The following is a 23,929-nucleotide window of genomic DNA, read 5'->3' as shown; positions in this document are numbered from 1 at the left end:
GCCTCACCGGAACCGCACGTCGGCGTCCTCGAAGCGATCGACCAGGCGGTGGGCGAACGGGAACAGCAGCGCGGTGACCAGGAACTGCCAGAACACCGCCAGCAGGCTGGGCATGGCCAGGCTGTCGAGCATGGTGAACAGGAAGCCGGCAATCATGGTGATGCCGGTGACGCCCGCGAACCAGGCCCACATCATCGGCCGGCTCTGGCCGGTCATGGCGTTGCGCAGGATCAGCACCATGGCGTAGGCGACCAGCAACGACAGGCCCCACAGGCCGGTCGGCCCGCCCCAGAAGATGTCCAGGAACAGGCCCAGGACCAGCAGGCCGAACGGGGCCAGGATCGAGGGCCGGATCATCGCCCAGGCGAAGGCCGGGACCATGGCGAACACCGGCTCGGGCAGTTGCAGGCCCCAGATACGGATCGGCGCGGCGAACAACACCGTCGCCAGCATGCACAGCGCCATCGGCACGCCCAGCCAGCGGACTGGATTGAGGGCGCGGCCGCCGCTCATGCTCATCGCGGCGCTCCCATGGGCGCGGGCGTCGCGGGCTTGGGCGCGGCCGGTTTCGGAGCCGCCGGCTTGGGCGCGGCGGGCTTGGCCTGGGTCGCGGCGGGCGGAGTCGCCGTCGTCGTCGCGCCAGCAGGCGGAGTCGTGGTCGTCGTCGCCGGCTTCGGCGCGGGCGGCGGGGTGGGCGCCGACAGGATCGAGGTCTGCGGGTCCTCGGTCGTCACCGGCGGCAGGGTCTTGGCTTCCAGCTGCTTCTCGTCGGCCAGCTGGGCGAAGTCCTTGAACAGCAGGATGCGGATGTAGTCGATCGACGACTGGTCGGCGAACAGCACCACGCGCCAGCGGCCGTCCAGGCCCTTGACCGCCGCGCCCACGGGCAGGCCGCGCGGCACGACGCCGCCGTCGCCGGAGGTCACGACCCGGTCGCCCTGCTGGATCGGATCGACGCCGCGCAGATATTCCAGCTTCGGATTGGGACCGCCGTCGCCGGTCAGGATGGCGCGGGCGTTGGTGCGGTCGATCATCACCGGCGTACGCGAGGCGATGTCGGTCAGCAGCAGCACGCGACTGACGCCGCCGGCCACGCCGACCACGCGGCCGACCAGGCCACGCTCGTTCAGGACCGGGTTACCGACCTCGATGCCGCGCTCCGAACCGGCGTCGGCCAGGCGGGTGTTGGCAAAGGGGCCACGGCTGTCGGCCACGACGCGGGCCGAGGCCATCGGGATCGGCGGATCGGTGCGCAGGCCCAGCAGGCTCTTGAAACGCTCGTTCTGGTCCTGGAGATCGAGGGCGCGGTCACGCCACTGGCGCATCTCAGCCAGCTCGGTCTTCAGCCGGCGGTTTTCCGAGGCCGTGAAGAAGTAGCTGCGGACAAAGTCCAGGCCCAGGCCCGTCCAGCGGCCCGGCGCGGCGATGGCGCCGCTGACCGGCTTGGACACGACGTCCACCGTCTGGCGGGTGACGCCGTAGGCCTGCTCCTGGAGGGTCTCGCGACGATCGGCCAGCAGGAACGCGACGGCGATGACGGCCGCCACGATCAGGGCCACCGCCGCCGTCCAGGTAAGCGGCACTTTCAGGTCGCCGAGGGGACCTTCGCGAAAGGGCACGAACTCTATCTCCCGACGCCCCCCGAGGCGTCTCTAGAGGAACCCTACGCCTAGGCCAGGGTGGATTCCAGGACGCCCTTCATCCACTTCGGATGCTCGAGAACCTTGCCGCAGCCCAGGGCCACGCACGACAGCGGGTCATCTGCCACCGTCACCGGCAGGCCGGTGTGGTCGCGGATCTCGGCGTCCAGGCCGCGCAGCAGCGCGCCGCCGCCGGTCAGCATGATGCCCTTGTCGGCGATGTCGCTGGCCAGTTCCGGCGGGGTGGCTTCCAGGGCCACCTTCACGGCTTCGACGATCTGCCCGACCGGTTCGGCCAGGGCGTCGGCGGCCTGCTTTTCCGAGATGCGGACTTCGCGCGGCACGCCCTGCATCAGGTCGCGGCCCTTGACGTCGATCGACAGCCCCTCGCCGTCGGCCGGCGCGCGGGCGGTGCCGATTTCCTTCTTGATGCGCTCGGCGGTCGTTTCGCCGATCAGCAGGTTATGGTGGCGACGCATGTAGCTGATGATCGCCTCGTCCATCTTGTCGCCGCCGACGCGGACCGAGCGCGAATAGACGATGCCCGACAGCGACAGCACGGCCACCTCGGTGGTGCCGCCGCCGATGTCGACGACCATCGAGCCGGTCGGCTCGTGGATCGGCAGGCCGGCGCCGATCGCGGCGGCCATCGGCTCGTCGATCAGGCCGACGCGACGGGCCGAGGCGTTCAGGCAGCTGTCGTTGATGGCGCGGCGTTCCACGGCGGTGGCGCCCGACGGCACGCACACGATCACCTTGGGGTTCACGAAGCCCTTGCGGTTGTGAACCTTGCGGATGAAGTACTTGATCATCTCCTCGGCGACTTCGAAGTCGGCGATGACGCCGTCGCGCATCGGGCGGATGGCTTCCATGTGGCCCGGGGTGCGACCCAGCATCTGCTTGGCCTCGATGCCCACGGCGTGGACGATCTTGCGACCGCCGACGTTACGCAGGGCGACCACCGACGGTTCATTCAGAACGATCCCTTTGCCCTTCATGTAGATGAGGGTGTTGGCCGTGCCGAGGTCGATGGCGATGTCGTTCGAGATCACGCCGAAGAGGGAAGAGAACATTGAAAGCCCTGACTGAGGGGTATGAGGGGCGTAACGGACTTCAGATCGAGGAAGAGGAGCCTGATCCGTTCAGAAGACGGCGTCGGCGGAGAGAAAAAGGCTCCTACTTCAATTCAATGCGAGGACAACATGATTCCCGCATTTGGCGGATTCGATCCGGTCAACACGCCTTGACGCTCGACGGGAGCGCCGCCCCCTGGCCGCGCCGTCGTCCGAACGGCCAAAAGCACGCCGACGCCCGCCCGTTTGCCCTGCGAAAGCGTTGAATTCAAGGTCTATTAGCGGGGTTATCGAAGGCTTTTGCGGCCAAGGTCGCCAAGCACCCGAACATGGCGAAATCTAGCCGAGCGCGGCCATGACGACCCCGACCGCCGTTATGCCGCCAGCGGCCATCTGGAACAGGGTCAGACGCTCCTTGAACAGACGACGCCCGGCCAGGGCGGCGACGGGCATCTCGACCACCCCGACCGCCCTCACCGGCCCCACGGGCGACAGGCTCATGGCCGTGAACCACAGGCCCGAGGCCGCCGCGCCGCAGAATCCCGCGCCCAGCGACTGACGCCAGGCGGCGACCACCGCCTTGAGGGCGTCGGGATTGCGCCAGGCCAGCCAGGAGCCCAGCACTGCCGTCTGGATGGCCTGGACGACCAGGACGGTGGTGAAGGCAGCCGCCGGCGGATGGCCTGCGTCCAGAGCCAGGGCGGCCTGACGGAAGCAGTTGGCGCACAGCGCGAAGAACGCGCCCGAGGTCAGGCCCGCCAGCACCGCGCCCCGGCGGATGGCCACCTCGCCCCGCGGCCAGGACAAAGCGGCCAGCCCCGCGGTCGCCACAAGTCCGCCGGCCCAGGCGATCGGCCCGACATGGTCCTTGAACACCAGGGCTCCGAAGATCAGCGCGAACGGCAGGCCGCTCTGCTGCAGGGCCGTCCCCAAAGCGAAGGACGAGCGGTGCATCGCCGTCAGCATGGCGGCCGTCGCGCCGATCTGGAACATCGCGCCGGCGAAGCAGGCGATCCAGAACCGGGCGTGCGGATGGAAGTCGAGCCCCGGCGTCGCCAGCACGACGATCCCGGCGAACAGGGCGGCGAACGGCAGGCCGAACAGGAACCGGACCAGGGTCGCGCCCCAGGGCCCCGCCCCGCCCATGACCGAGCGTTGGGCGGCGTTGCGCGCCACCTGGAAGACCGTGGCGACGATGGTGATGGGGATCCAGATCATGGCTCAGCGCCTCGCCGCGACGATCAGGCCGGACGCCCAGGCAAGGCGCGTGACGACCAGATCGGGATGGCTTTCCAGCCGCGCGACCAGATCGTCAACCCGCGCCTGATGGCCTTCGGGCCAGTTGGATTGGGGCAGCATGTCGTCGATGACGTACAGCCCTCCGCGTTTCAGCAGCGCCAGGGTCTGGTCCAGGGCTTCGTACTTGCCGGGCCAGGCGTCGGCGAAGATCAGGTCGAACGACCCCGGCGGCTGTGCCAGCACATAGTCCAGCCCATCGGCCAGCACGAAGCGCAGGCGGTCGTCCTTCAGGAGCGTCTGGGCGACGTCCTGGACCACGGGGTCGACATCGACGCTGACTAGCCTCGCTGAAGCGTCCAGGCCCGCCAGCAGCCAGGCGGTGGCCAAGCCCGTGCCGGTGCCCAGCTCCAGCATTCGCCCGCCGGGCTTGGAGGCGGCTAGGAGACGCAGGAGCGCCCCGGTGTCGGCCTCGGAAGGCATGTCGAAGCCGAGCGCGGCCGTGCGCGCCTGGATCTCGCCCCAGGCGGCCGGGGCGGCGCTGGAATTGTCGCCGAACATCACGTCGTTCCTTACGCGGCCCTTATGCGAAAGGGCCTGTTTCCGAATGGAGCCCTTGCGGGCGTTGGACGCACAAACACCGGGTCGGCCCGACTCGCGGACCAGTCAGAAGAAGGTTTCACCGACCATGTCGCCCCACCCGCTTCGTCAGGCCGCCCAGTTCCTGCTGGGTGTGCCCACCGAGGGGATCAATCCCGCCCTGGACCGCATGCTGGACCTCGCCGAGGCCACGCCGCTGTGCTTCGTGGCCGTCGCCGGACCAGGCGCGGGCGAAGCCATGTGCCAGCTGTGGCGTCGCGGCTATCAGCGCGTCGAGGCCGCCCGCCGGGCCACCTGTGGCGCGGCCGACGAGCGCAGCGACGTGCTGCTGGTCATGGACTGCCAGACGCTGCAGGACACCCGCGCGATCGTCGCGGCGACCTACACCATGCTGCGCCCGGGCGGCACGCTGGTGGTCGACGCCAGCGCCCTGCTGGACGAGCTGCCCCGTCGCGCCCTGGCCGACAGCCTGCGCGAGCTGGGCATGGACGTGCAGCCCCAGGCGCACCTGGGCGCCGAGATCCTGGCCACGCGGCCATTCAGCAACCGTCGCGCGGCCTAAAGGCTCGCGACGCGCTTCCGAATAGGGAGCTTGTGGGGAACCCGGCCGGTCACGAACGGCCGGGTTTTTCCGTTTGGCCTAGAAGCCGCTGGCGATCGCCGCCTCGGGACGGCTCTTCTCTTTACGCGCGAAGAGGTTGTTCAGCGCGTTGACATACGCCTTGGCCGAGGCCGTGAGCGTATCGGTGTCGGCGGCCGCGCCGGTGGCGATGCGGCCATCCTCTTCCAGACGCACCGAGACCTGGGCCTGGGCGTCTGTGCCCTCGGTCACCGCGTGCACCTGGAACAGGCGCAGCGCGGCGCTGTGCGGCACGATCTTGTGGATGGCGTTGAACACCGCATCGACCGGACCATCGCCGGTGGCTTCCGCCGTGCTCGAGACGCCGTCGACGTCCAGGGTCAGCTCGGCCGACTGGCCGTCGGTGCCGGCCACCACGCGCAGGTGCGAGACGCGGATCTTCTCCGAGCCGCGCGCCAGGGCGTCGTCGACCAAGGCGATGATGTCGTCGTCGTAGACGTGCTTCTTGCGGTCGGCCAGGTCCTTGAAGCGGCCGAAGGCTTCCTTCAGCGCGTTCTCGCCCAGCTCGTAGCCCAGGTCCTTCAGCTTGGCGCGGAAGGCGTGGCTGCCCGAGTGCTTGCCCATGACCAAGCTCGAGGGCGCCTGGCCCACCGACTCCGGCGTCATGATCTCGTAGGTCTCGCGGTTCTTGAGCATGCCATCCTGGTGGATGCCGCTCTCGTGCGCGAAGGCGTTCTTGCCGACGATGGCCTTGTTGTACTGCACCGGGAAGCCGGTGATGGCCGAGACGTAGCGGCTAGCGCGGGTGATGTGCGTCGTGTCGATGCCGGTCTGGTAGGGCAGACGGTCGCCGCGCACCTTCAGGGCCATGACGATCTCTTCCAGCGCGGCGTTGCCGGCGCGCTCGCCCAGGCCGTTCACGGCGCACTCGATCTGGCGCGCCCCGCCCTGCACGCCGGCCAGGCTGTTGGCCACGGCCAGGCCCAGGTCGTTGTGGCAGTGGGTCGAGAAGACCACCTTGTCGGCGCCCTCGACGTTGTTGACCATCCAGTTGAACAGGTCGGCGTACTCGGACGGATAGGTGTAGCCGACAGTGTCGGGCAGGTTGATCGTGGTGGCGCCGGCCTTGATGGCGGTCTCGGTGGCGCGACGCAGGAACTCGCGGTCGCTGCGGGTGGCGTCCTCGGCCGACCACTCGACGTCGTCGCGCAGGTTGCGGGCGTGGGTTACCGAGCGGGCGATGATGTCGATGACGGCGTCCGGCTCCATCTGCAGCTTGTGCTTCATGTGCAGGTCGGACGTGGCGATGACCACGTGGATGCGACCGCGCTGCGTCGGCTTCAGGGCCTCGGCGCAGCGGTCGATGTCGACCTGGTGGGCGCGGCACAGGCCGGCGATGGTCGAGTTTTTGACGATCTTGGCCACTTCGCGGACGGCCTCGAAGTCGCCGTTCGAGGCGATCGGGAAGCCGGCCTCGATGATGTCGACCCCCATCTCCTCGAGGATCTTGGCCAGTTCCAGCTTCTCTTCCAGCGACATCGAGGCGCCGGGCGACTGCTCGCCGTCGCGCATGGTGGTGTCGAAAATGACGACGTTGTCGCGCTTTTCAAAAGCGGCGGGCGTTGCGGAAGTCATGGAAATACTCGTCGAATGGGGGTGTCTGCGGCGGGCTGCGGGTCAATCATCCCCTGTGCGCCCGGCCACGACGAAGCGCGGCCCCTAGAGCGCCCAGGGGTTGGTAAGCAGAAGCGGAAGCAGCTTGCGCGCGACGGTCATGGCGCACTTTCTACACATCGCCCTAGAATCGAGCAAGCAATTTGCGCCAGCCGCGCGATCCGTCGCAGCTGGCGCAAGTTTATTCCATGTCGGAATTAATTTGGGCGCGTAACGATCGGGAAGTCGGTGGGGAAGGCGTCAAACCATCCCGTCATCCGGCCCATCGCCGCGCGATCGCCCTCAAGCTTGACCTCCCCGCTCAGGATTTTCGGCAGCAGCGACTTGCCGGTGAACAGGGACTCCAGGAACACCGGCCGGGCCACGGTCAGGGTAGCGTCGGTCTTCTCGCCTTCGCCCGCAGGCTGGGCGACCAGTACGCCATTGCGGACCTCGACCAGGAACCGCTCGTTCCGGTCCGGGAAGACGAAGACGATCCGCAGGTGGGCGTCCTTGGCCTTGTCGGGGTTCAGGCGCACCGACAGCACGTCGAAGATCATGGCGCTGTCCAGCGCCGCCAGCATGTCCATCGGCGTCATCGAGGTCGGCAGCTTGCGCACCCCGCCCCGCAGTTCGTCGGCCCCGGTCAGGTAGATGTTCCGCCACAGGCTGTTCTCGGTCTGGTAGCCCATCTGCGTGTAGGCGGCCGCCAGCAGGGTCTTGGCCTCCTTGTCGGCGTCGTCGGCCATGACCGCGTGGTTCAGCAAGGTGGCGGCCCAGGCGTAGTCGCCCTTCCCCGCCGCCTCCTTGGCCATCGCCTTGACCTTGGCCGCCCCGCCCATGGCCGCGACGTAGCGCTTGCCCGCGTCGGCCGGCGGCGACGGGACCAGGTGCGCCGGGTTGGCGTCATAGAAGCCCATGTAGCGCTGGTAGACCGCCCGGCTGTTGAAGCTCATCGAGCCGTAGTAGCCGCGATTGAACCAGTCCCTGGCGAGCGTCGGCGGCAGCTCGATCTTCGCGGCGATCTCGTCGCCGGTCATGCCGAGGTTCATCATCCGCACCGTCTGATCGTGCAGGTATTTGTAGGCGTCGCGGTGATCGGCCAGGAAGTCCTTGACCACCGCCCCGCCGAAGCGCGGCCAGCCGTGGCTGGTGATCATGGTGTCGGAGACGTCGCCGAACAGGCGGATGGACTCGGTCAGATCGTCGGCCCAGGCCTTGCTGTCACGGACCAGCGCGCCCCGGGGCGTGAGGATATTGTGCATCGAGACATTGGCGTTCTCGGCCATGTCCAGGATGCGCAGGTCCGGGAAGTAGAGGTTCATCTCGGCCGGGGCCTCGGTCGAGGGCGTGTACTGGAAGCGGATCTTCACCCCGTCGAGCGTCAGCTCCTGGCCCGTATGGTCGATGCTGACCGTCGGCGGGATCAGGGTGATCGAACCCCGGGCGATCGTCTGGCCGATGCCGGAGGTGATCTGCCCCTCGACGCCCGGCGGCAGCATGATGCCGAACTGGTACTGAGCCCGGCGGCTCATGGCGTTGCCGGCCAGGATGTTCTCGGCGGCGACCTCCTTCATGAAGCCCTCGGGGGCGACGATGGCCACCTTGCCCGCCTTGACGTCGGCCTCGTCCACGACGCCGCGCACGCCGCCGAAGTGGTCGCTGTGGCTGTGGGTGTAGATCACCGCCTTGACCGGCAGCTTGCCCAGCTTGTCGTTCACCAGCTCCAGGGCGGCCTGGGCCGTCTCCTTCATGGTCAGTGGGTCGATGACGATCCAGCCTGTGTCGCCGCGCACGAAGGTGATGTTGGAGATGTCGAAGCCGCGCACCTGGTAGACGCGGTCGCTGACCTTGAAGAGCCCGTGCTTGGACAGCAGTTGCGCCTGCCGCCACAGGCTGGGGTTCACGGTCGCCGGCGGCTCGCCCTTGAGAAAGTCGTAGGCCGCCAGGTTCCAGGCCGCCTGGCCGTCGGCGCGCTTGATCAGCGGATCGACGCGGGTGCCCAGGAAGCCCTGGTCGGCGAACGCGAAGTCCTGGCGGTCGCCCATCGGCAGGGTCGCGGCGAAGGCCTTCTGCTTGTCCGCCGTGATCGCGCTGGCCGGGTCCCCTGCCCTGGCCGTCCCCGCGACCATCGCCAGAACCGCGACACTAGCCGCCAGCATCCCCTTGCGCATCCCGTGCCTCCGCATTTTGAGACTTTATAGTTTCATTCTACATAGCATCCATGAGCGGAGTCGCGAAAGCCCCTGTCCCCCGTGGACGTCCCGGCCAGCCCAAGCCCCGGGTGGACAAGGCCGCGCGCGGTCAGGCCGTGCTGGAGGCCGCTGTCGAGGTGTTCGCCGAGAAGGGCCTGCAGGTCGCCACCATGCAGGACGTCGCCGACCGCATGGGCGTGGCCAAGATCCTGATCTACCGGCTCTATCCCTCGCGCCAGAGCCTGATCGACGCCCTGTTCGGCGAGATGCTGGCCCGGATCGAGGCCGACGCGGGCCGACCCTGGGGCGGCTACGGCTCCAGCATCGCGCGGCTGGTTGAGATGTCCCGCCCTAACCCGAAGCTGGCGCTCCTATTATTACGTGATGCGAGAGGCGCGCCCGAGGCCGCCGTCTGGCGCGAAGCCCTGGAAGCCCTGCTGACCAAGCTGATCGAACCGTTCGTCGCGCCGCCGGAAAGCGCGTCCGAAACCCAGCGCGCGACCTGCAAGCACGCCGCCCGCACCTTCATGCCGTTCGTGATCGAGGCCTGGGCCGCCGGGGTCGAGGAGACCGACGGCATGAACGACGCCACGCGCACGCGCTGGTTCGGCGAGATCGTCCGGGCGTGGCGCGAAGCCACCTACACAGCAGCGGGCCTCAGCCCTCCTGCTCTTCCCCCGCCTCACGGCGCTTGAGCCAGGCGCGGCTGACCAGGCCCATGCCCAGCCAGATGACGATGGCCAGGGCGATCATGACGATGTGCTGCTTGCCGCCGCCCTTCATGGCCTGGACGATCGAATTGCCGGCGAAGGCGGTCAGGGCGATCTTCGGGATGATGCCGATGGCGGTGCCGGCCGCGAAGTCGCGCAGGCGCATCGGCGTGACGCCGGCGGCCATATTGACGACGATGAACGGCGCCGAGGGCACCAGGCGCACGATCAGGCTGGCCATGAAGCCGTTCTTGCCGATCATCCGCATGAACTTGTTGACGCCCTCGCCCGCGAAGTCGCGCAGGATCCTGGCCCCATAGGCCCGGCCCAGCCAGAACCCGACGAGGGACGAGACCAGGGTGCCGATCCAGCTGTAGGCAAACCCCGTCCACGGCCCGAAGGCCACCACCGCCGCGGCGATCAGCACGAACTGCGGCACGCCCAGGAAGGCCATGATCGCGAAGGCCGCCACGGCCATCGGCAGAGCCCACGGCCCGCTGGCCGCGCCCAGCCAGTGCTCGACCGCCGTCTCGCCGTTGACGCCCAGCAGCTGCGCGCCGAACAGGAAGACCACGCCCACCCCGCCGAACAGCACGAACGAGACCGCCACCGTGCGCCAGGCGCGGGCGTCCATATTGGTCACGAAGTCGAGTATGCGGCGGATCACGGTCCCTCCTCGCGCAGGCGCCGCCCAGGGTCAAGCGACGCCGCCGAAACAGCGGCGGGACAGGTGCAAACGAAACGGGCGAATTTCCGACCGACTCCGCCGAACGCGATCCGGGGACATTAAGACTCGCCCGCCACGACAAATCGGTTGCGGTTCCTTCACATGACAGCGTTACTTATCCACAGGCTGCAAGGGTCGAAAACCTTGGCCTGATAGGGAGTTCTAAAGTGAAGACCCTGGCTGTGATCTCGCGCAAGGGCGGCGCCGGCAAGACCACCTTGTCGATCAACCTGGCCATCACCGCCCACCTGGCGGGCCTCAAGATCATGCTGGCCGACATCGATCCCCAGCGGTCGGCGTCGGACTCCCTGCGCGCCCGCACCGGCGACGGTCCGCTGCTGGCCGAGATCAACGCCGGCAAGCTGTTCTCGACCCAGACCCAGGCCCAGCACGGCGACTTCGACGCCCTGGTCATCGACACCCCCGCCGCGCCGGAAGCCGACGTGCTGCAAGCCATCAACTGCGCCGACCTGTGCGTGCTGGTCTGCCGCCCGACCTTCCTGGACATCGCCTCGGTGGTGCGTTCGGCCGAAGCCGTGCGCCGTCTGGGCAAGAAGGGCATCATCGTGCTCAGCCAGGCCCCTTCGCGCCGCAACGGCGCCGAGCCGCCGGCCGTGATCAAGGCCGCCGAGGCTCTGCGCTTCGTCGGCATGCCGCTGGCCTCGGTCGGCATCCGCGCCCGCACCGCCTTCCAGCAGTCGGTGGCCCACGGCCGCTCGGTCTGCGAATGGGAGCCGGGCTCGGCCGCCGCCGAGGAGATCTCGCGCCTATGGGACCTGATCGCGCCGATGCTGCTGGGCGACCAGGTCAAGACCCTCGCCGCCAACCAGGCCTGAAGGCGCTCTTTTCCGACCTTCACCAGAATGTCGCCTAACCGCGTTGCGCCGCAGCGAACGGGCGCGTAAAGACCCCCGCAATCCTGAAACGGTCCCGTCTGTCGGACCATCATGCACAGGGGAGTCCTGCACCATGTCGCTCGAGTCCGCCGCACTGCGGCGCATTGCACCGTCGGCCACCATCGCCATCAGCGCCAAGGCGCGCGCGCTGAAAGCCGCCGGTCGTGACGTGATCGCCCTTTCCGCGGGCGAGCCTGACTTCGACACGCCGGACAACATCAAGAACGCCGCCATCAAGGCGATCCAGGACGGCAAGACCAAGTACACCGACCCGGACGGCATGCCCGAGCTGAAGGCCGCCATCTGCGCCAAGTTCAAACGCGAGAACGGCCTGGAGTACAAGCCTGCCCAAGTCCACGTCGCCCCGGGCGGCAAGCCGGTGATCTACAACGCCCTGGTCGCCACCCTGAACCCGGGCGACGAAGTCATCATCCCCGCGCCGTACTGGGTGTCGTACCCCGACATGACCCTGCTGGCCGGCGGGACGCCCGTGTCGGTCGAGACCACCGCCGAGAGCGGTTTCAAGATCACGCCGGAAGCGCTGGAAGCGGCGATCACGCCGAAGACCAAGTGGCTGATCATCAACAGCCCGTCCAACCCCTCGGGCGGCGCCTATACGCGCGCCGAGCTGCAGGCCATCGCCGACGTGCTGCTGCGCCACCCGCAGGTCTGGGTGCTGACCGACGACATGTACGAGCACCTGGTGTTCGACGACTTCGAGTTCACCACCATCGCCCAGGTCGAGCCCAAGCTCTACGACCGCACCCTGACGATGAACGGCGTCTCCAAGGGCTACGCCATGACCGGCTGGCGCATCGGCTACGCGGCCGGTCCCGAGCCGCTGATCAAGGCCATGGCCAAGATGATCAGCCAGACGACCTCCAACCCCTGCTCGATCTCGCAGCACGCGGCGGTCGAGGCCCTGAACGGCACCCAGGAGTTCATCAAGCCGAACGCCAAGCTGTTCCAGGAGCGCCGCGACCTGGTCGTGTCGATGCTGAACCAGGCCACCGGCCTGAGCTGCCCGACGCCGGAAGGCGCCTTCTACGTCTATCCCTCGTGCGCCGGCCTGATCGGCAAGACCGCGCCGTCGGGCAAGGTCATCGAGACCGACGAGGACTTCGCCGGCGAACTGCTGGAAGCCGAGGGCGTGGCCGTCGTGCACGGCGCGGCGTTCGGCCTGTCGCCGTTCTTCCGCATCAGCTACGCCACCAGCAACGACGTGCTGGAAGACGCCTGCTCGCGTATCCAGCGCTTCTGCGCCAGCGTGAAGTAGTCATCCCTATCGCTCCGCCGGTCCGTCCTTGGTCGGATCGGCGGTTTGCGTTTTCTCCCCGCTTCGGTCTCGATATCGAAACCGAAGCGCCGGAAGCGCGCTAAGAAAACCTGTCGCGCTTGGCGGCCAAATGGAGGTCGCCAACATGGCGCGCACACCCAACTACTCCTTCGAGCGCCAAGAGCGCGAGCGCCAGAAAGCGCGCAAGGCCGCCGAAAAGGCCGCCGAGAAAGCCGCGGCCAAGCAGGCCGCACAGTCGGATGAGGCCCCTCCCCGGGACCAAGACGACAACTGAAAGATCCCTTGTGACTCATTCGACGATGTACAACCACGAGACGGTCTCGCTGGACGGCGAGCACTTCTCGGGCTGCGAATTCCGCGGCTGCCGGCTGATCTATGCCGGCGGCAAAGCGCCGATCTTCGACAACTGCCGCTTTGAGAACTGCGAGTGGAAGTTCGAGGACGCCGCCGAGCGCACGCTCGCCTTCATGAAACTGGTCTGGAACAACAACGGCAAGGCGCCGGTCCAGGCTCTGATCAAGGAGATCACCGGCGGGGGCCGATGATCCTCCTACTCCGGTAGCTGGAACAGCGCCTCGACGCTCGTCTCCAGCACCTTGGCCAGGGTCAGGGCCAGGATGGTCGAGGGCACGAAGACCCCGTTCTCGACCGTATTGATCGTCTTGCGCGAGACCCCGGCCCGCTCGGCCAGGTCCGCCTGGGTCAGCCCCTTGGCCGTCCGGACGTCACGCAGGCGGTTGTTCAGCCGTTCATGCATCGCGTAGGGCGCGCCGCTCCAGATACGAAAACACCAGAAGCGGCACGGCGGTCCCGAAGGTGATCACCATGTGCAGCGCTTCGCGGGTGGTCACCTCCTCGAACTGGCTGAGGAAGTAAAGGCCCAAGCCCGTCGCGATCATCGCCCAGAAGCCCCAGGCGATGGCGATGCGGCGGTGCGCCAAAGTCGTCTCGTCGTTCATTAACTGGCGCACATCGCGCCCCTGCAAGAAACCGCCGCCGGTGGCCAGGGCGACCAGCAGCAGCACCGCGTTCACCGCCCACGCTCCGAGCTTGAAATGCGCCAGCGCGGTGTTCTCGTGCAGCGCGCCGTTCGAGATGTAGACCGTCTGCAGGCCCAGAAAGAACACAGCCAGGACCGCGAACATCCGCGCCCGCCGCTTGGACAGCCGCTCGGCCTTCTCGACCAGACTCACTTCGCTCATCGGTTTCTCCCCCCCAGCGATGATGTAACGTCGAGGTTACATGTAACCTTCACGTTACACGGCGGCAAGAGGTCCGCCGCAGACAACTCGAACAAATGTTTGACGCCCCGCCGCGCCTCGTCCGAAATACCGGCAATGACATAAGAGGGAGATGCGCCGTGAGATTGTCCGAGCCCAGGATCCGCCCGCTCGATCCGGCGGAATGGACGCCCGAACAGGCCGAGGTGCTGGGTCCCCTGGGCGGCGGCGGGGTGATCCCGGCCGGGCCGGTGCTGAACATCTTCCGGACCATGGCCCACGCGCCCAAGGCGCTGAAGGCGTTCCTGGCCTGGGGCAACTACGTCCTCTCCAAGAAGAACGACCTGCCGCCCCGCGAGCGCGAGATCGTCATCCTGCGCACCGGCTTTCTCTGTCGTAGCGGCTACGAATGGACCCAGCACGCCGAGATCGGCCGGCGCTGCGGCCTGACCGATGACGAGATCGAACGGCTGAAGACTGGCCCCGCCGCCGGCTGGAGCCCCGCCGACACCGCCCTGATCCAGGCGACCGACGAGCTACACCACGACCACTTCGTCGGGGCGCCGACCTGGGAGGCGCTGCGAGCCCACTTCAGCGAGAAGCAGGCCATGGACGTGGTCTTCACCGCCGGCCAGTACACCCAGGTCTCGATGCTGCTGAACACCTTCGGGGTGCAGCTGGACGCCGGCCAGACCCTCGATCCCGACCTGAAGGCCTTCTGAGCATGCGTCTGGAGGGTAAGCGCACCATCGTCGTCGGGGCCGGCCAGACGCCGGGCGAGACCATCGGCAACGGCCGCGCCATCGCGCTGCTGTTCGCTCGCGAGGGGGCCAGCGTCCTCTGCGTCGATCGCCACCTCGACCGCGCCGAGGATACCGCCGCCCTGATCGCCGCCGAGGGCGGGACCGCCCACGCCCTGGCCACCGACATCCGCAAGGCCGACGCCGGCGAGGCTATCGTCGCGGCCGCCCAGGCTCGGCTCGGCGGCCTCGACATCCTGGTCAACAATGTCGGCATCGGGGGCGGCGGTGACGGCCCCGCTCACAAGCTCACCGAGGAGGCCTTCGAACGCATCCTCGACGTCAATCTGAAAGGTCTGTGGCGGGTGACCCGCGCCGCCCTCCCCGTCCTGCGCGAGCAAGGCACGGGCGCGATCGTCAACATCTCGTCCCTGGCCGGGATCGCGGGCGGCAACCAGCTGGCCTACGAGGTCTCCAAGGCCGGAGTGAACCGCCTGACCGCCAGCGTCGCCCAGGCCAATGCCGGCAAGGGCGTACGCTGCAACGCCGTCGCGCCGGGGCTGATGGACACGCCGATGGCCGTGGCCGGCATCGCCGAGATGACCGGCCAGAGCGTCGAGGCCGTCCGCGCCAGCCGCAGCGGCCGCGTGCCGCTGGGCGGCGCCATGGGCACGGCCTGGGACACCGCCTACGCCGCGCTTTATCTCGCCAGCGACGAGGCCCGCTTCGTCACGGGCGTCGTGCTGCCGGTCGATGGCGGCATGTCCAGCCGGATCGGCTAGCCGTCGATCCAGTCGGTCAGGCCCTCGCGGACATGGACCTCGCGCAGGGCCGGACGCTGGCGGATGACGTCGAGATAGCGCTTCAGGTTCGGCCACGCCGTCGCGGGCTTGGGCATGTTGCGCGTCCAGCGGCACAGGATGGTCGCCAACAGGTCCACGGTCGTGAAGTGGTCGCCAACCAGGTAGTCGCGGTCGGCCAGGCGGGCGTCAAGCCGCGCCAGGCCAGCCTCGATCCGCTCGCGGGCCGTGGCCTGGACGGCATCCTGGGCTTCGCCGCCCGCCGGCTCGTGCGGATAGAACCAGGCGCGGAAATTGGGCTGGAAGCTGTTGGCCAGCCACAGGGTCCAGCTCAGATACTCGGCCCGCTCGGGCGTACCCAGCGGCGGCGCGAAACCGGCTTCCGGGTGGCGCTCGGCCAGGAGGGTGGCGATGCCGGCCATCTGGGTGACCGGCGCGCCATCGATGATCAGGGTCGGCACCACGCCGTCGGGATTGAGCGCCAGATATTCCGGCGTCTTGTGCTCAGCCTTGTCGAAGTCGAGCAAACGAGCTTCGAACGGCACGCCCAGTTCCAAAAGCATCCAGTGGATGGCCGTGCCGGCCGTGCTGGGCGAACCATAGAGCGTGTACATCGAACCCTCCCCGTCTGATGCGCCGGCATAGGCGGCTGCTTCTGGAGGGTGGTCAAGCAAAAGGCCCCCGCCCTGGCTGGGCGGAGGCCTCTGGATCACGGAGCGCTCAGGCTCAGTGCTTTTCGCGCCACTGGGCCTTGGCGTCGTCCTTGGTCAGGGCCAGGTGGACCTTGTCGTCATCGATATATTCCACCCACGACAGCGGGATCAGGTGGTGCTTGAAGCCGCCGCCCAGGTCCAGCTTGGCCAGCTCGATCTCGCCATTGGCGATGTGGTCCACGCGACCCACGTGGCCGCCGTCCGAGCCGACGACTTCGTGGTGTTCCTTGATCTGCGAGAGGTCGATCATCTGTCGTCTCCTGGGTTAAGCGGGACCTTCTCGGTCCCTCGGGACATCAAACGGCCACGCCACCAGCTAAGTTTCAGGGGCCAAGTTTCACTTGCCATGCACGCATGGATTGTTCTTGATACGTTCCGAGACATCCGAGGACGACCGATGCGCCTTCGCGCCCTTCTCGCCGCTGCCCTGCTGCTGACCGCCGGCCCCGCGCTCGCTGATCCCGCCATCGGCAAGCGGGTCGACGCCGTGTTCGCCGACGACGCGGTGACCCTGACCGAGGCCGGCAAGACCGTGCTGGTCTATCGCACCAAGCCGTTGGACCCGGCCGCCGAGCCCGGCCGCTCCAACTATGTCGGCGTGCTCTACGCCCCGGACGGGACAGCGCTGACCGAGGACAAGCCCGGCGACCACCCGCACCAGCGCGGCGTCTGGTGGGCCTGGATGAAGGTCCAGACGGGTGGCAAGACCGTCGCCGACGGCTGGTACATGAAGGGCCTGTCCTACTTCGTCCGCGAGAAGCACTTCCTGGGCGACGCTGACGGCGGCGGGACCCTGACGGTCGATGTCGATTGGATCGTCAATTCCGGACCCGAGCTGGCCTATGTCGCCAGCGAAACCACCAAGGTCACCGTCCGGCCGCTGAAGGCCGGCGCGCGGCGGGTGGAGTTCGACACCACCATCACCTCACGCGTCGACAGCCTGGGCCTGGGCGGCAGCGAGGACGATCGCGGCTTCGGCGGCTTCTCGATCCGGCTGGTCGATCCCAAGCATCTGGCCTTCGCCTCGGGCGGCAAGACGATCGTCCCGAACGGCGCGGCGATCGACGCCGGCGCGAACATGGGCTTTGCCTGGACCGGCGAGGCCGCGCCCGCCTGGGCGGTGGGGCTGGCCTGCAAGGCCAATGGTCAGGCGGTGACGCGCTGGATGCTGTATAACGACCGCTCGATGCAGAACTGCGTCTTCCCCGGCCGGGCGCCGCTGGTCCTCAAGAAGGACGAGGCGCTGCATCTGCAGGAAACCTTGGTCATTCGTCCCGCTCCGAAGAAGAAGCTCCCCTAAGCCCATGGCCGACATCATCAATCTGAACCAGGCCCGCAAGGCCAAGGCCAAGGCCGACGACAAGGCTCGGGCCTCCGAGAACCGCGCCAAGTTCGGCCGCACCAAGGGCGAGAAGACCCTGGACGCCGCTCGCGCCGACAAGCTCAAGCGCGACCTCGACGGCGCCAAGCGCGAGGACTGACCGCTGGCTGGTTTGAAGAAGCGCTCGGTGAACCTGGCCGGCCACGCGACCTCGCTGGCCCTGGAGCCGGAGTTCTGGGCGGTGCTGGATCGCGCGGCTGCGGATGAGGCGGTGAGCCTGGCGGGGTTGATCCAGCGGATCGACCTGGAGCGCGGGGAGCGGCCGTTGGCGTCCGCGTGCCGAGTATTCGCGCTCAACATGTCATCCCGGCCGTAGCGAAGCGTAGAGCCGGGACCGCCGGAAGCTCAGAGCCTATTGCGGTCCCGGGTCTTCGCCCGGGATGACAGATTTGAGTTAGCGCGCTTCCGGCGTGACCGTCGGCCGCCGCTGCGTCGGGATCGGCGGCGGTTGCGGGTTCGGCGCCTGGCGCAGGGTCCGGGACAGCTCCGGCAGGCTCTGGCGCCAGTCAGCCTGGTCGCCGGCCATCACGCCCAGCCTCCAGGCGCCCCAGACGGCCGCGACGACGACAACCACCACCAGCAGAGCCGCCAGGACCCCGCCACTATCTTGGTGCGATCCCTGATGAGCGAGGCTCTTGGCCATGATCAGCTCCCCGGAGCCTTCGGCGCTTCGGGCAGCTTCGGCGCGTCCGGAAGCTTCGGCGCCGAGGCCGAGATGTTCACGTCGACGCGCTTCTTCTGTGTCATGCCGCCGGACATCATGAAGAAGGCGAGCACGGCGACGATGACGACAAGCCCACCGACGATGAACGCCAAGCCACTGTTACCGCCGCCACTGCTGGTTCCTTCGGCCATGAGAGTCTCCTCGCCCTTCGGCGCTGTTGCGTTGGCGGATCAACGATACGCGGACGCGGAGGTTCCCCTTCACGCCCTCACATGACGTCCTTGGGGGACTTAAGTCCCGAAGAGTTTGTGCTACATATGTTCCATGTATCCCGATGATGACTCGGCTGGCTTTCCAGGCGACCTCCCCTCTCCGCGCATCTCCGACCTGGCCCGGCCACAGCCGCCGGCGCAGGCCCATGCCATGCCGAACTACCTGGACGGCCTGAACCCCGAGCAGCGCGAGGCGGTCGAGACCACCGAAGGCCCGCTGCTCGTTTTGGCCGGGGCCGGCACCGGCAAGACCCGCGTGCTGACCACGCGCCTGGCCCACATCCTGGCGACCGGCAAGGCCCGGCCGTGGGAGATGCTGGCCGTCACCTTCACCAACAAGGCCGCGCGCGAGATGCGCGAGCGGATCACCCACATCATCGGCCCGGAGGCGGAAGGGCTCCGCTGGCTGGGCACCTTCCACTCGGTGGCCGCCCAGATCCTGCGTCGCCACGCCGAGCTGGTCGGGCTGAAGTCGAACTACACGATCATCGACACCGACGATAACGAGCGGCTGCTCAAGCAGCTGATCGAGGCCGAGAACATCGACGCCAAGCGCTGGACCCCACGGATCCTGTCGCAGATCATCGACAACTGGAAGAACCGCGGCTGGACGCCCGACCGTGTTCCGACCAGCGAGGCCGGCGAGTTCGCCAACGGCAAGGGCATCAGCCTGTACCGTCAGTACCAGGAGCGCCTGCGCATCCTGAACGCCTGCGACTTCGGCGACCTGTTGCTGCACAATATCAGCCTGTTCACCGGCCATCCCGATGTGCTGGACGAGTTCCAGCGCCGCTTCAAATACGTGATGGTCGACGAGTACCAGGACACCAACGTCGCCCAGTACCTGTGGCTGCGCCTGCTGGCCCAGGGCCGCCAGAACGTCTGCTGCGTCGGCGACGACGACCAGTCGATCTATGGCTGGCGCGGGGCCGAGGTCGACAACATCCTGCGGTTCGAGCGCGACTTCGCCGGCGCCAAGGTCGTGCGGCTGGAGTGCAACTACCGCTCGACCGAGCACATCCTGGCGGCGGCGTCCGGCCTGATCACCGCCAACAAGGGGCGCCTGGGCAAGACCCTGTGGACCCCGGCCAAGGGCGGCGAGAAGGTCAAGGTCAGCGGCGTCTGGGACGGCGAGGCCGAGAGCCGGATGATCGCCGACGAGATCGAGCGCGCGAAGAAGGCGGGCCGCAAGTACAACCAGATGGCCATTCTGGTGCGCGCCAGCTTCCAGATGCGCGCCTTCGAAGAACGCTTCGTGATGTTGCAGATCCCCTACAAGGTGGTCGGCGGCCCGCGCTTCTTCGAACGGGCGGAAATCCGCGACGCCCACGCCTATCTGCGCCTGATCCAGTCGCCCGACGACGATTTGGCCTTCGAGCGCATCGTCAACACGCCCAAGCGCGGCATCGGCGACACCTCGGTGCAGAAGCTGCTGCAGATCGCCCGGCTGAGCGGCGTCTCGACCGTCGAAGCCGCCCGACAGATCATCGCCAGCGACGAGCTGCCAGCCCGCACGCGGACGGCGCTGTCCAACTTCATCCGCGACCTGGACCGCTGGCGTTCGCTGATCGGCTCGGTGCACCACCAGCGCCTGCTGGAGACGGTGCTGGAGGAGAGCGGCTATACGGACGCCCTGCGTCTGGACAAGGGCCCGACCAGCCAGACGCGGCTGGAGAACCTGAAGGAACTGGTCCAGTCGATGGGCTCGTTCGACACGCTGGAAGCCTACCTCGAGCACGTGTCGCTGGTCATGGACCTGGACCGCGAGGCCACCGGCGACGCCGTCTGGATCATGACCCTGCACTCGGCCAAGGGCCTGGAATTCCCGCTGGTCTTCCTGCCCGGCTGGGAGGAAGGCGTGTTCCCCAGCCAGCGCAGCATGGACGACAAGGGCGAAAAGGGCCTCGAGGAAGAGCGTCGCCTGGCCTATGTCGGCATCACCCGCGCCCGCGAGGAGGCTCGCATCAGCTTCGTGGCCAACCGGCAGGTCTATGGCCGCTGGACCAGCCAGTTGCCGTCGCGGTTCGTCGACGAACTCCCGCTCGCCCACGTCGATGCGGCGTCCGAGACCGGCTACTATGGCGGCGGTCCGGGCATGCAGCAGACCGCGGCCTCGCGCTGGGACGATCCCGGCGTCAGCGCCTTCCAGGCCGGCAGCAGCTATGACAGCCCTGGCTGGAAACGCGCCCAGGAACGCACGGCGGGCTTCGGTGAGCGAAACCCCGCCTGGCGCGGTCCCCAGGGCGTCCGCTCCGGCTCGGCCGCCCGCTCTGCCCCGATCGAGGGCGAAGGTCGCCTGGTGGCGGTGTCCGCCCCGACCGCCAGCGCCTATTCGCGCGGCGACCGGGTGTTCCACGTCAAGTTCGGCTACGGCGCGGTGACGTCCATCGAAGGCAACAAGCTGACCGTGGCCTTCGACAAGGCCGGCGAGAAGAAGGTCATCGACAGCTTCGTCGAGAAGGCCTGATCAATGCTCCCCCGCAGCGCGGGGGAGCATCTTTCCCCGCGCTCCCATGCCACAGGGGTTGAACGCGACACGCGGCTAACCATATGGTACTCAGGAAGCAGCCAAACGCTTCAGCCCAAAGACGGCTGGACTTCACGGCGCTCCAGCGCCCTCTTGCCGTCAACGATGGCTCTGGGCGGATATCTCCACCCCTTATGAACTATCGGGTCCGGCGAACGCCCGACCCCTGTCTGGAACTTTATGAAAACCAACGTTACCCGTAAGCCCGCCACCAAGAGCGCGCCCCATATGCCTTCGACCTTCCGCGCCGCGACGCCGTCGCGTCCGGCTCAAACCGACTGGGCCTGGCCCGGTCTCACCCGCGCCGAGCTGCGCGAGCACATCATCGAACAGATCGGCTAGGCGCGGCTCCGCCGCTCCAGGATCATCGTCTCCCAGACCCCGACCACGACAAGGGCCAGGGTCGATAGGACCGACAACACCAGCGGGCTGACATGGCCCGCGATCGGGATCAGCAGCGCCAGCAGGGCCAGGCCGACCAGCCGGGTCCGCGACAGCTCCTTGAACACCGCCAGCTTGAAGCCCAGCACGCCTGCCAGGAACAGGGCCGGCCCGCCGATCACGGCGGCGGCGACCTTGAACTCCGTGTGGCCCGCCGCGTGGTGGATCACCCACTCGTCCCCGACCGCCGCCACGATGATCCCGGCGATCGGGACCAGGTGGCTGTAGGTATAGGCCAAGCGCGCGATCGCCCCCGGGTCCTCGGCCTTGGCGATCGCCTCGCTGGCCGCCTCGGCGGTGAACGAGAAATAGATCCACCACATGGCGATGCTGCCGACCAGCGCGCTGGCGAAGGCGGTGACGACCTCGAACGTCCACGGCATGCCGACCACGGTGGCGCCGGTGACGATGATCGACTCGCCCAGGGCGATGATCGTGAACAGCGCGGTGCGCTCGGCCATGTGGCCGCCCTCGACGACCCAGTCGCTGGTGTTGGAGCGCCCCAGGCCCGGCGTCCAGAATCCGACCGCCGCCGACAGGTAGTCGACGCCGATGGCGATGGCCCAGGCGATCAGCCGCGCCTCGCCCTCCAGCAGGCCGCCGGCGATCCAGAACCCCGCCGACAGCGTCACCCAGGCCTGGATCCGGCCGACATTCATCCGGTGGCTCTTCTCGCCCCAGGCCCCGATCAGGAAGAAAAGGCTGCGGCCGACCTGGATGAAGGCGTAGGCGCAGGCGAAGGCCAGGCCGCCCTTGCCGAAGGCGTCCGGGATGGAAGCCGATAGCACCAGGCCCGCGGCCATCAGCAGGAACATCATCAACCGCACCGGCACCCGCTCGGGGTCCAGCCAGTTGGTGATCCACGACGTGCAGACCCACGCCCACCACACCGCCGCCAGCAGCATGGCCGCGTGCAGCACGCCTTCCGCCGTCGGATGGGCCAGCACCGCATGCGACAGCTGGGTGACCGCGAACACGAAGACGAGGTCGAAGAACAGCTCCACATAGGTGACGCGGGCGTGCTCGTGTTCGCGGCGTTCGCGCAGCAGCGGTTTCTTGGTCATGACGGGCCCTTTCGCCGCCACCCTAGAGGCGCTCCGTTGAGTCTCGCGAGCGACAATTCGAACCAAAAGCCCTCGTCGCGCGCTATGCCGACATGGACCAGCGGCTCGAACAGATCCTCGGCCACCTCAAGGCCTTCGCCCTCACCCGGCCCGTGCTCTACGGCGTCCCGGCCTGCGCTTTCGCCGGCGTCCTGGCGGGGATGGCCATGCAGACCGGCCCGCAAGATGTCGGCTACACGCCCGAGATGGAAACCGCCCGCTACGCTCAGCCGGATTACGCCGAGCCCATCTCCTGGCCGTCGGGCAAGGTCCCGGACTATGTGGTCGGCACCGACTTCCTGAAGGCGACCCAGCCCCCGCCCCCCATCCAGTACGCGGACTACGAGCCGCCGCCGATGCCGGACCTGCCGCCCTATGTGCCAGCCGAGCACGGCCCGGCCACGCCGCCCCCTCCGGCCGACGCGCCCCACTGGGCGTCGCAGCGCGGCGACATCCTCGACGTATCCCTGCCCGAGGACCGCAAGCCCCAGCCCGCGCCCTTGGTGATGGCTGACGCCGCGGACGCGGCCGCTACCGGCATGACGACGCGCTAAGGCTCGCTTTTCGCGCCCGTTGGCGCTAACAGGCGCGCCATGACCGACTATACGCCCCAGCAGATCGTCGCCCGCGGCACGCGCGTCGAAGCCGAGACCGCCGCCGACGCCATCGACAACCATCCGGGCCTAGAAGGCGCGACCTACTCGATCCTGGAAGAGGACGAGGACAAGAACGTCTGGCGCATCGACGCCTTCCCGACGACCGACGATGAAGACGCCAGCCTGATGGCGCTGCTGGGCGAGTACGACCTGAAGGTCGTGCGCGACACCCTGGCCGACGCCGACTGGCTGGCCATGGCGCTGTCGGGCCTGCCGCCCGTGCGCGCCGGCCGCTTCTTCGTCTACGGCATGCACGATCGCGGCCGCCTGCCGGCCAGCACGGTCAACCTGCGCATCGAGGCCGGCGCGGCCTTCGGCACCGGTCACCACGGCACCACCGTCGGCTGCCTCCAGGCCTATGACCGCCTGATCAAAGCCAAGCGCTTCAACAAGGTGCTGGACGTCGGGGCCGGCACGGGCCTGCTGGCCATCGCCGCCGCCCGCACCGGCAGCAAGCTGGCCGTCGGCACCGACATCGACAAGCCGTCCGTGCGGATCTCCAAGGAGAACGCCAAGGTCAACAAGGCCAACGCCAAGTTCGTCCACGCCTCGGGCCTGTCCAACCCGCTGGTGGCCAACAACGCCCCCTACGACCTGGTGTTCGCCAACATCCTGGCCCGTCCGCTGATCAGCCTGGCCCAGGACATCAAGCGCGCCCTGGTCCCCGGCGGCACGGTCATCCTGTCGGGCCTGCTGCGCACCCAGGAGCGGATGGTCAAGGCCGCCTACTTGTCGCGCGGCTTCAAGGTCGTCAACCGCATCCACCGCGACGCCTGGGCGACGCTGGTCCTGCAACGGCCGTAGG

29 protein-coding genes are annotated in these 23,929 nt (G+C 68.0%); 14 read left to right on the top strand and 15 right to left on the bottom strand.

Annotated elements, in window-relative coordinates; all coding sequences use genetic code 11:
• Positions 1 to 3: 3 nt before the first annotated feature.
• The 5 genes from AC07NI_RS19710 to AC07NI_RS19690 form a co-directional block, all read right to left on the bottom strand.
• Positions 4 to 519, bottom strand: coding sequence for a hypothetical protein (locus tag AC07NI_RS19710; RefSeq protein ID WP_494622202.1), 516 nt, complete (start codon positions 517 to 519; stop codon positions 4 to 6).
• Positions 516 to 1,619, bottom strand: a complete 1,104-nt coding sequence (gene mreC / locus AC07NI_RS19705; RefSeq protein ID WP_494622200.1) for a rod shape-determining protein MreC — start codon at positions 1,617 to 1,619, stop codon at positions 516 to 518. Before mreC ends, AC07NI_RS19710 begins: the two co-directional genes overlap by 4 nt.
• Before the next feature lie 50 nt (positions 1,620 to 1,669).
• Positions 1,670 to 2,713 (bottom strand): rod shape-determining protein, encoded by a 1,044-nt coding sequence (locus tag AC07NI_RS19700; protein WP_004623009.1) that lies wholly within the window; start codon positions 2,711 to 2,713, stop codon positions 1,670 to 1,672.
• Positions 2,714 to 3,052: 339 nt separating this feature from the next.
• Complete coding sequence (locus tag AC07NI_RS19695; protein WP_494622197.1) at positions 3,053 to 3,931, bottom strand: DMT family transporter; 879 nt, start codon at positions 3,929 to 3,931, stop codon at positions 3,053 to 3,055.
• A 3-nt stretch (positions 3,932 to 3,934) separates the two neighbouring features.
• Entirely contained in the window at positions 3,935 to 4,510 is a 576-nt protein-coding gene (locus tag AC07NI_RS19690) for an O-methyltransferase (RefSeq protein WP_494622195.1), read from the bottom strand.
• Positions 4,511 to 4,637: 127 nt separating this feature from the next.
• On the opposite strand from AC07NI_RS19690, the gene AC07NI_RS19685 reads away from it, so the two are divergent.
• A complete protein-coding gene (locus tag AC07NI_RS19685) occupies positions 4,638 to 5,111 on the top strand; it encodes a hypothetical protein (RefSeq protein ID WP_494622193.1) in 474 nt (157 codons plus the stop codon).
• A 78-nt stretch (positions 5,112 to 5,189) separates the two neighbouring features.
• On the opposite strand, the gene AC07NI_RS19680 is transcribed toward AC07NI_RS19685, so the two are convergent.
• Together AC07NI_RS19680 and AC07NI_RS19675 are read right to left on the bottom strand one after the other, a co-directional pair.
• The gene (locus AC07NI_RS19680) at positions 5,190 to 6,764 is read right to left on the bottom strand and encodes a 2-isopropylmalate synthase (protein WP_494622191.1); all 1,575 of its coding nucleotides are present in this window, start codon (positions 6,762 to 6,764) and stop codon (positions 5,190 to 5,192) included.
• Positions 6,765 to 7,000: 236 nt separating this feature from the next.
• Entirely contained in the window at positions 7,001 to 8,956 is a 1,956-nt protein-coding gene (locus AC07NI_RS19675; RefSeq protein WP_494622189.1) for an alkyl/aryl-sulfatase, read from the bottom strand.
• 50 nt (positions 8,957 to 9,006) lie between these two features.
• On the opposite strand from AC07NI_RS19675, the gene AC07NI_RS19670 reads away from it, so the two are divergent.
• Positions 9,007 to 9,672 (top strand): TetR/AcrR family transcriptional regulator, encoded by a 666-nt coding sequence (locus AC07NI_RS19670; RefSeq protein WP_494622187.1) that lies wholly within the window; start codon positions 9,007 to 9,009, stop codon positions 9,670 to 9,672.
• Here AC07NI_RS19670 and AC07NI_RS19665 read toward each other — a convergent pair.
• Complete coding sequence (locus tag AC07NI_RS19665) at positions 9,635 to 10,354, bottom strand: TVP38/TMEM64 family protein (RefSeq protein ID WP_494622185.1); 720 nt, start codon at positions 10,352 to 10,354, stop codon at positions 9,635 to 9,637. The two genes, AC07NI_RS19670 and AC07NI_RS19665, sit on opposite strands and share 38 nt — an antisense overlap.
• 227 nt (positions 10,355 to 10,581) lie before the next feature.
• Between AC07NI_RS19665 and AC07NI_RS19660 the strand changes: the two genes are divergently transcribed.
• From AC07NI_RS19660 to AC07NI_RS19645, 4 genes are all read left to right on the top strand, one after another.
• Positions 10,582 to 11,250, top strand: a complete 669-nt coding sequence (locus AC07NI_RS19660) for an AAA family ATPase (RefSeq protein WP_494622183.1) — start codon at positions 10,582 to 10,584, stop codon at positions 11,248 to 11,250.
• Between the two features lie 133 nt (positions 11,251 to 11,383).
• The gene (locus AC07NI_RS19655; RefSeq protein WP_494622181.1) at positions 11,384 to 12,586 is read left to right on the top strand and encodes a pyridoxal phosphate-dependent aminotransferase; all 1,203 of its coding nucleotides are present in this window, start codon (positions 11,384 to 11,386) and stop codon (positions 12,584 to 12,586) included.
• A 130-nt stretch (positions 12,587 to 12,716) separates the two neighbouring features.
• The gene (locus tag AC07NI_RS19650; protein ID WP_494622179.1) at positions 12,717 to 12,881 is read left to right on the top strand and encodes a hypothetical protein; all 165 of its coding nucleotides are present in this window, start codon (positions 12,717 to 12,719) and stop codon (positions 12,879 to 12,881) included.
• 10 nt (positions 12,882 to 12,891) lie between these two features.
• Complete coding sequence (locus tag AC07NI_RS19645) at positions 12,892 to 13,152, top strand: hypothetical protein (RefSeq protein ID WP_494622177.1); 261 nt, start codon at positions 12,892 to 12,894, stop codon at positions 13,150 to 13,152.
• Positions 13,153 to 13,157: 5 nt separating this feature from the next.
• Here AC07NI_RS19645 and AC07NI_RS19640 read toward each other — a convergent pair whose 3' ends face one another.
• Together AC07NI_RS19640 and AC07NI_RS19635 are read right to left on the bottom strand one after the other, a co-directional pair.
• Complete coding sequence (locus AC07NI_RS19640; protein WP_494622175.1) at positions 13,158 to 13,364, bottom strand: helix-turn-helix transcriptional regulator; 207 nt, start codon at positions 13,362 to 13,364, stop codon at positions 13,158 to 13,160.
• The gene (locus AC07NI_RS19635; RefSeq protein WP_494622173.1) at positions 13,357 to 13,809 is read right to left on the bottom strand and encodes a hypothetical protein; all 453 of its coding nucleotides are present in this window, start codon (positions 13,807 to 13,809) and stop codon (positions 13,357 to 13,359) included. The genes AC07NI_RS19640 and AC07NI_RS19635 overlap by 8 nt, the downstream gene beginning before the upstream one ends.
• Positions 13,810 to 13,967: 158 nt before the next feature.
• Between AC07NI_RS19635 and AC07NI_RS19630 the strand changes: the two genes are divergently transcribed.
• Together AC07NI_RS19630 and AC07NI_RS19625 are read left to right on the top strand one after the other, a co-directional pair.
• On the top strand, positions 13,968 to 14,549 hold the full coding sequence (locus tag AC07NI_RS19630) for a carboxymuconolactone decarboxylase family protein (RefSeq protein ID WP_494622171.1): 582 nt from the start codon (positions 13,968 to 13,970) through the stop codon (positions 14,547 to 14,549).
• A gap of 2 nt (positions 14,550 to 14,551) precedes the next feature.
• Positions 14,552 to 15,349: an SDR family NAD(P)-dependent oxidoreductase gene (locus AC07NI_RS19625; RefSeq protein ID WP_494622169.1), complete on the top strand. Its 798-nt coding sequence runs from the start codon at positions 14,552 to 14,554 to the stop codon at positions 15,347 to 15,349.
• Here the strand turns inward: AC07NI_RS19625 and AC07NI_RS19620 are convergent.
• Entirely contained in the window at positions 15,346 to 15,981 is a 636-nt protein-coding gene (locus AC07NI_RS19620; protein WP_494622167.1) for a glutathione S-transferase family protein, read from the bottom strand. The genes AC07NI_RS19625 and AC07NI_RS19620 overlap by 4 nt on opposite strands.
• 112 nt (positions 15,982 to 16,093) lie before the next feature.
• Complete coding sequence (locus AC07NI_RS19615; RefSeq protein WP_494622165.1) at positions 16,094 to 16,330, bottom strand: DUF2171 domain-containing protein; 237 nt, start codon at positions 16,328 to 16,330, stop codon at positions 16,094 to 16,096.
• A 147-nt stretch (positions 16,331 to 16,477) separates the two neighbouring features.
• Here AC07NI_RS19615 and AC07NI_RS19610 point away from each other — a divergent pair, with 147 nt between their 5' ends.
• From AC07NI_RS19610 to AC07NI_RS19600, 3 genes are read left to right on the top strand one after another with little or no spacing between them, the layout of a single operon-like run.
• Positions 16,478 to 17,380, top strand: a complete 903-nt coding sequence (locus AC07NI_RS19610; protein ID WP_494622163.1) for a DUF6807 family protein — start codon at positions 16,478 to 16,480, stop codon at positions 17,378 to 17,380.
• A 4-nt stretch (positions 17,381 to 17,384) separates the two neighbouring features.
• The gene (locus tag AC07NI_RS19605; protein WP_494622162.1) at positions 17,385 to 17,561 is read left to right on the top strand and encodes a DUF4169 family protein; all 177 of its coding nucleotides are present in this window, start codon (positions 17,385 to 17,387) and stop codon (positions 17,559 to 17,561) included.
• Positions 17,562 to 17,564: 3 nt separating this feature from the next.
• On the top strand, positions 17,565 to 17,777 hold the full coding sequence (locus AC07NI_RS19600; protein ID WP_494622279.1) for a ribbon-helix-helix domain-containing protein: 213 nt from the start codon (positions 17,565 to 17,567) through the stop codon (positions 17,775 to 17,777).
• A 78-nt stretch (positions 17,778 to 17,855) separates the two neighbouring features.
• Here AC07NI_RS19600 and AC07NI_RS19595 read toward each other — a convergent pair whose 3' ends face one another.
• Together AC07NI_RS19595 and AC07NI_RS19590 are read right to left on the bottom strand one after the other, a co-directional pair.
• Positions 17,856 to 18,104, bottom strand: a complete 249-nt coding sequence (locus AC07NI_RS19595; protein WP_494622160.1) for a hypothetical protein — start codon at positions 18,102 to 18,104, stop codon at positions 17,856 to 17,858.
• A gap of 2 nt (positions 18,105 to 18,106) precedes the next feature.
• Positions 18,107 to 18,316, bottom strand: coding sequence for a hypothetical protein (locus tag AC07NI_RS19590; protein WP_494622158.1), 210 nt, complete (start codon positions 18,314 to 18,316; stop codon positions 18,107 to 18,109).
• A 133-nt stretch (positions 18,317 to 18,449) separates the two neighbouring features.
• Between AC07NI_RS19590 and AC07NI_RS19585 the strand changes: the two genes are divergently transcribed.
• The gene (locus AC07NI_RS19585) at positions 18,450 to 20,864 is read left to right on the top strand and encodes an ATP-dependent helicase (protein ID WP_494622156.1); all 2,415 of its coding nucleotides are present in this window, start codon (positions 18,450 to 18,452) and stop codon (positions 20,862 to 20,864) included.
• Between the two features lie 398 nt (positions 20,865 to 21,262).
• On the opposite strand, the gene AC07NI_RS19580 is transcribed toward AC07NI_RS19585, so the two are convergent.
• Positions 21,263 to 22,429, bottom strand: coding sequence for a low temperature requirement protein A (locus AC07NI_RS19580; protein ID WP_494622154.1), 1,167 nt, complete (start codon positions 22,427 to 22,429; stop codon positions 21,263 to 21,265).
• Positions 22,430 to 22,521: 92 nt separating this feature from the next.
• Between AC07NI_RS19580 and AC07NI_RS19575 the strand changes: the two genes are divergently transcribed.
• Together AC07NI_RS19575 and AC07NI_RS19570 are read left to right on the top strand one after the other, a co-directional pair.
• On the top strand, positions 22,522 to 23,022 hold the full coding sequence (locus AC07NI_RS19575) for a hypothetical protein (RefSeq protein WP_494622152.1): 501 nt from the start codon (positions 22,522 to 22,524) through the stop codon (positions 23,020 to 23,022).
• A gap of 39 nt (positions 23,023 to 23,061) precedes the next feature.
• Positions 23,062 to 23,928 carry a 50S ribosomal protein L11 methyltransferase gene (locus AC07NI_RS19570; RefSeq protein WP_494622150.1) on the top strand — a complete coding sequence of 289 codons (867 nt, stop codon included), beginning with the start codon at positions 23,062 to 23,064 and terminating at the stop codon, positions 23,926 to 23,928.
• The last annotated feature ends 1 nt before the right edge of the window (position 23,929 follow it).

It is taken from the genome of Caulobacter sp. GW821-FHT10E02 (assembly GCF_059415225.1).
The sequence above is the reverse complement of the archived record's forward strand: the minus strand, read 5'-3'. Positions and strand labels throughout refer to the sequence as shown.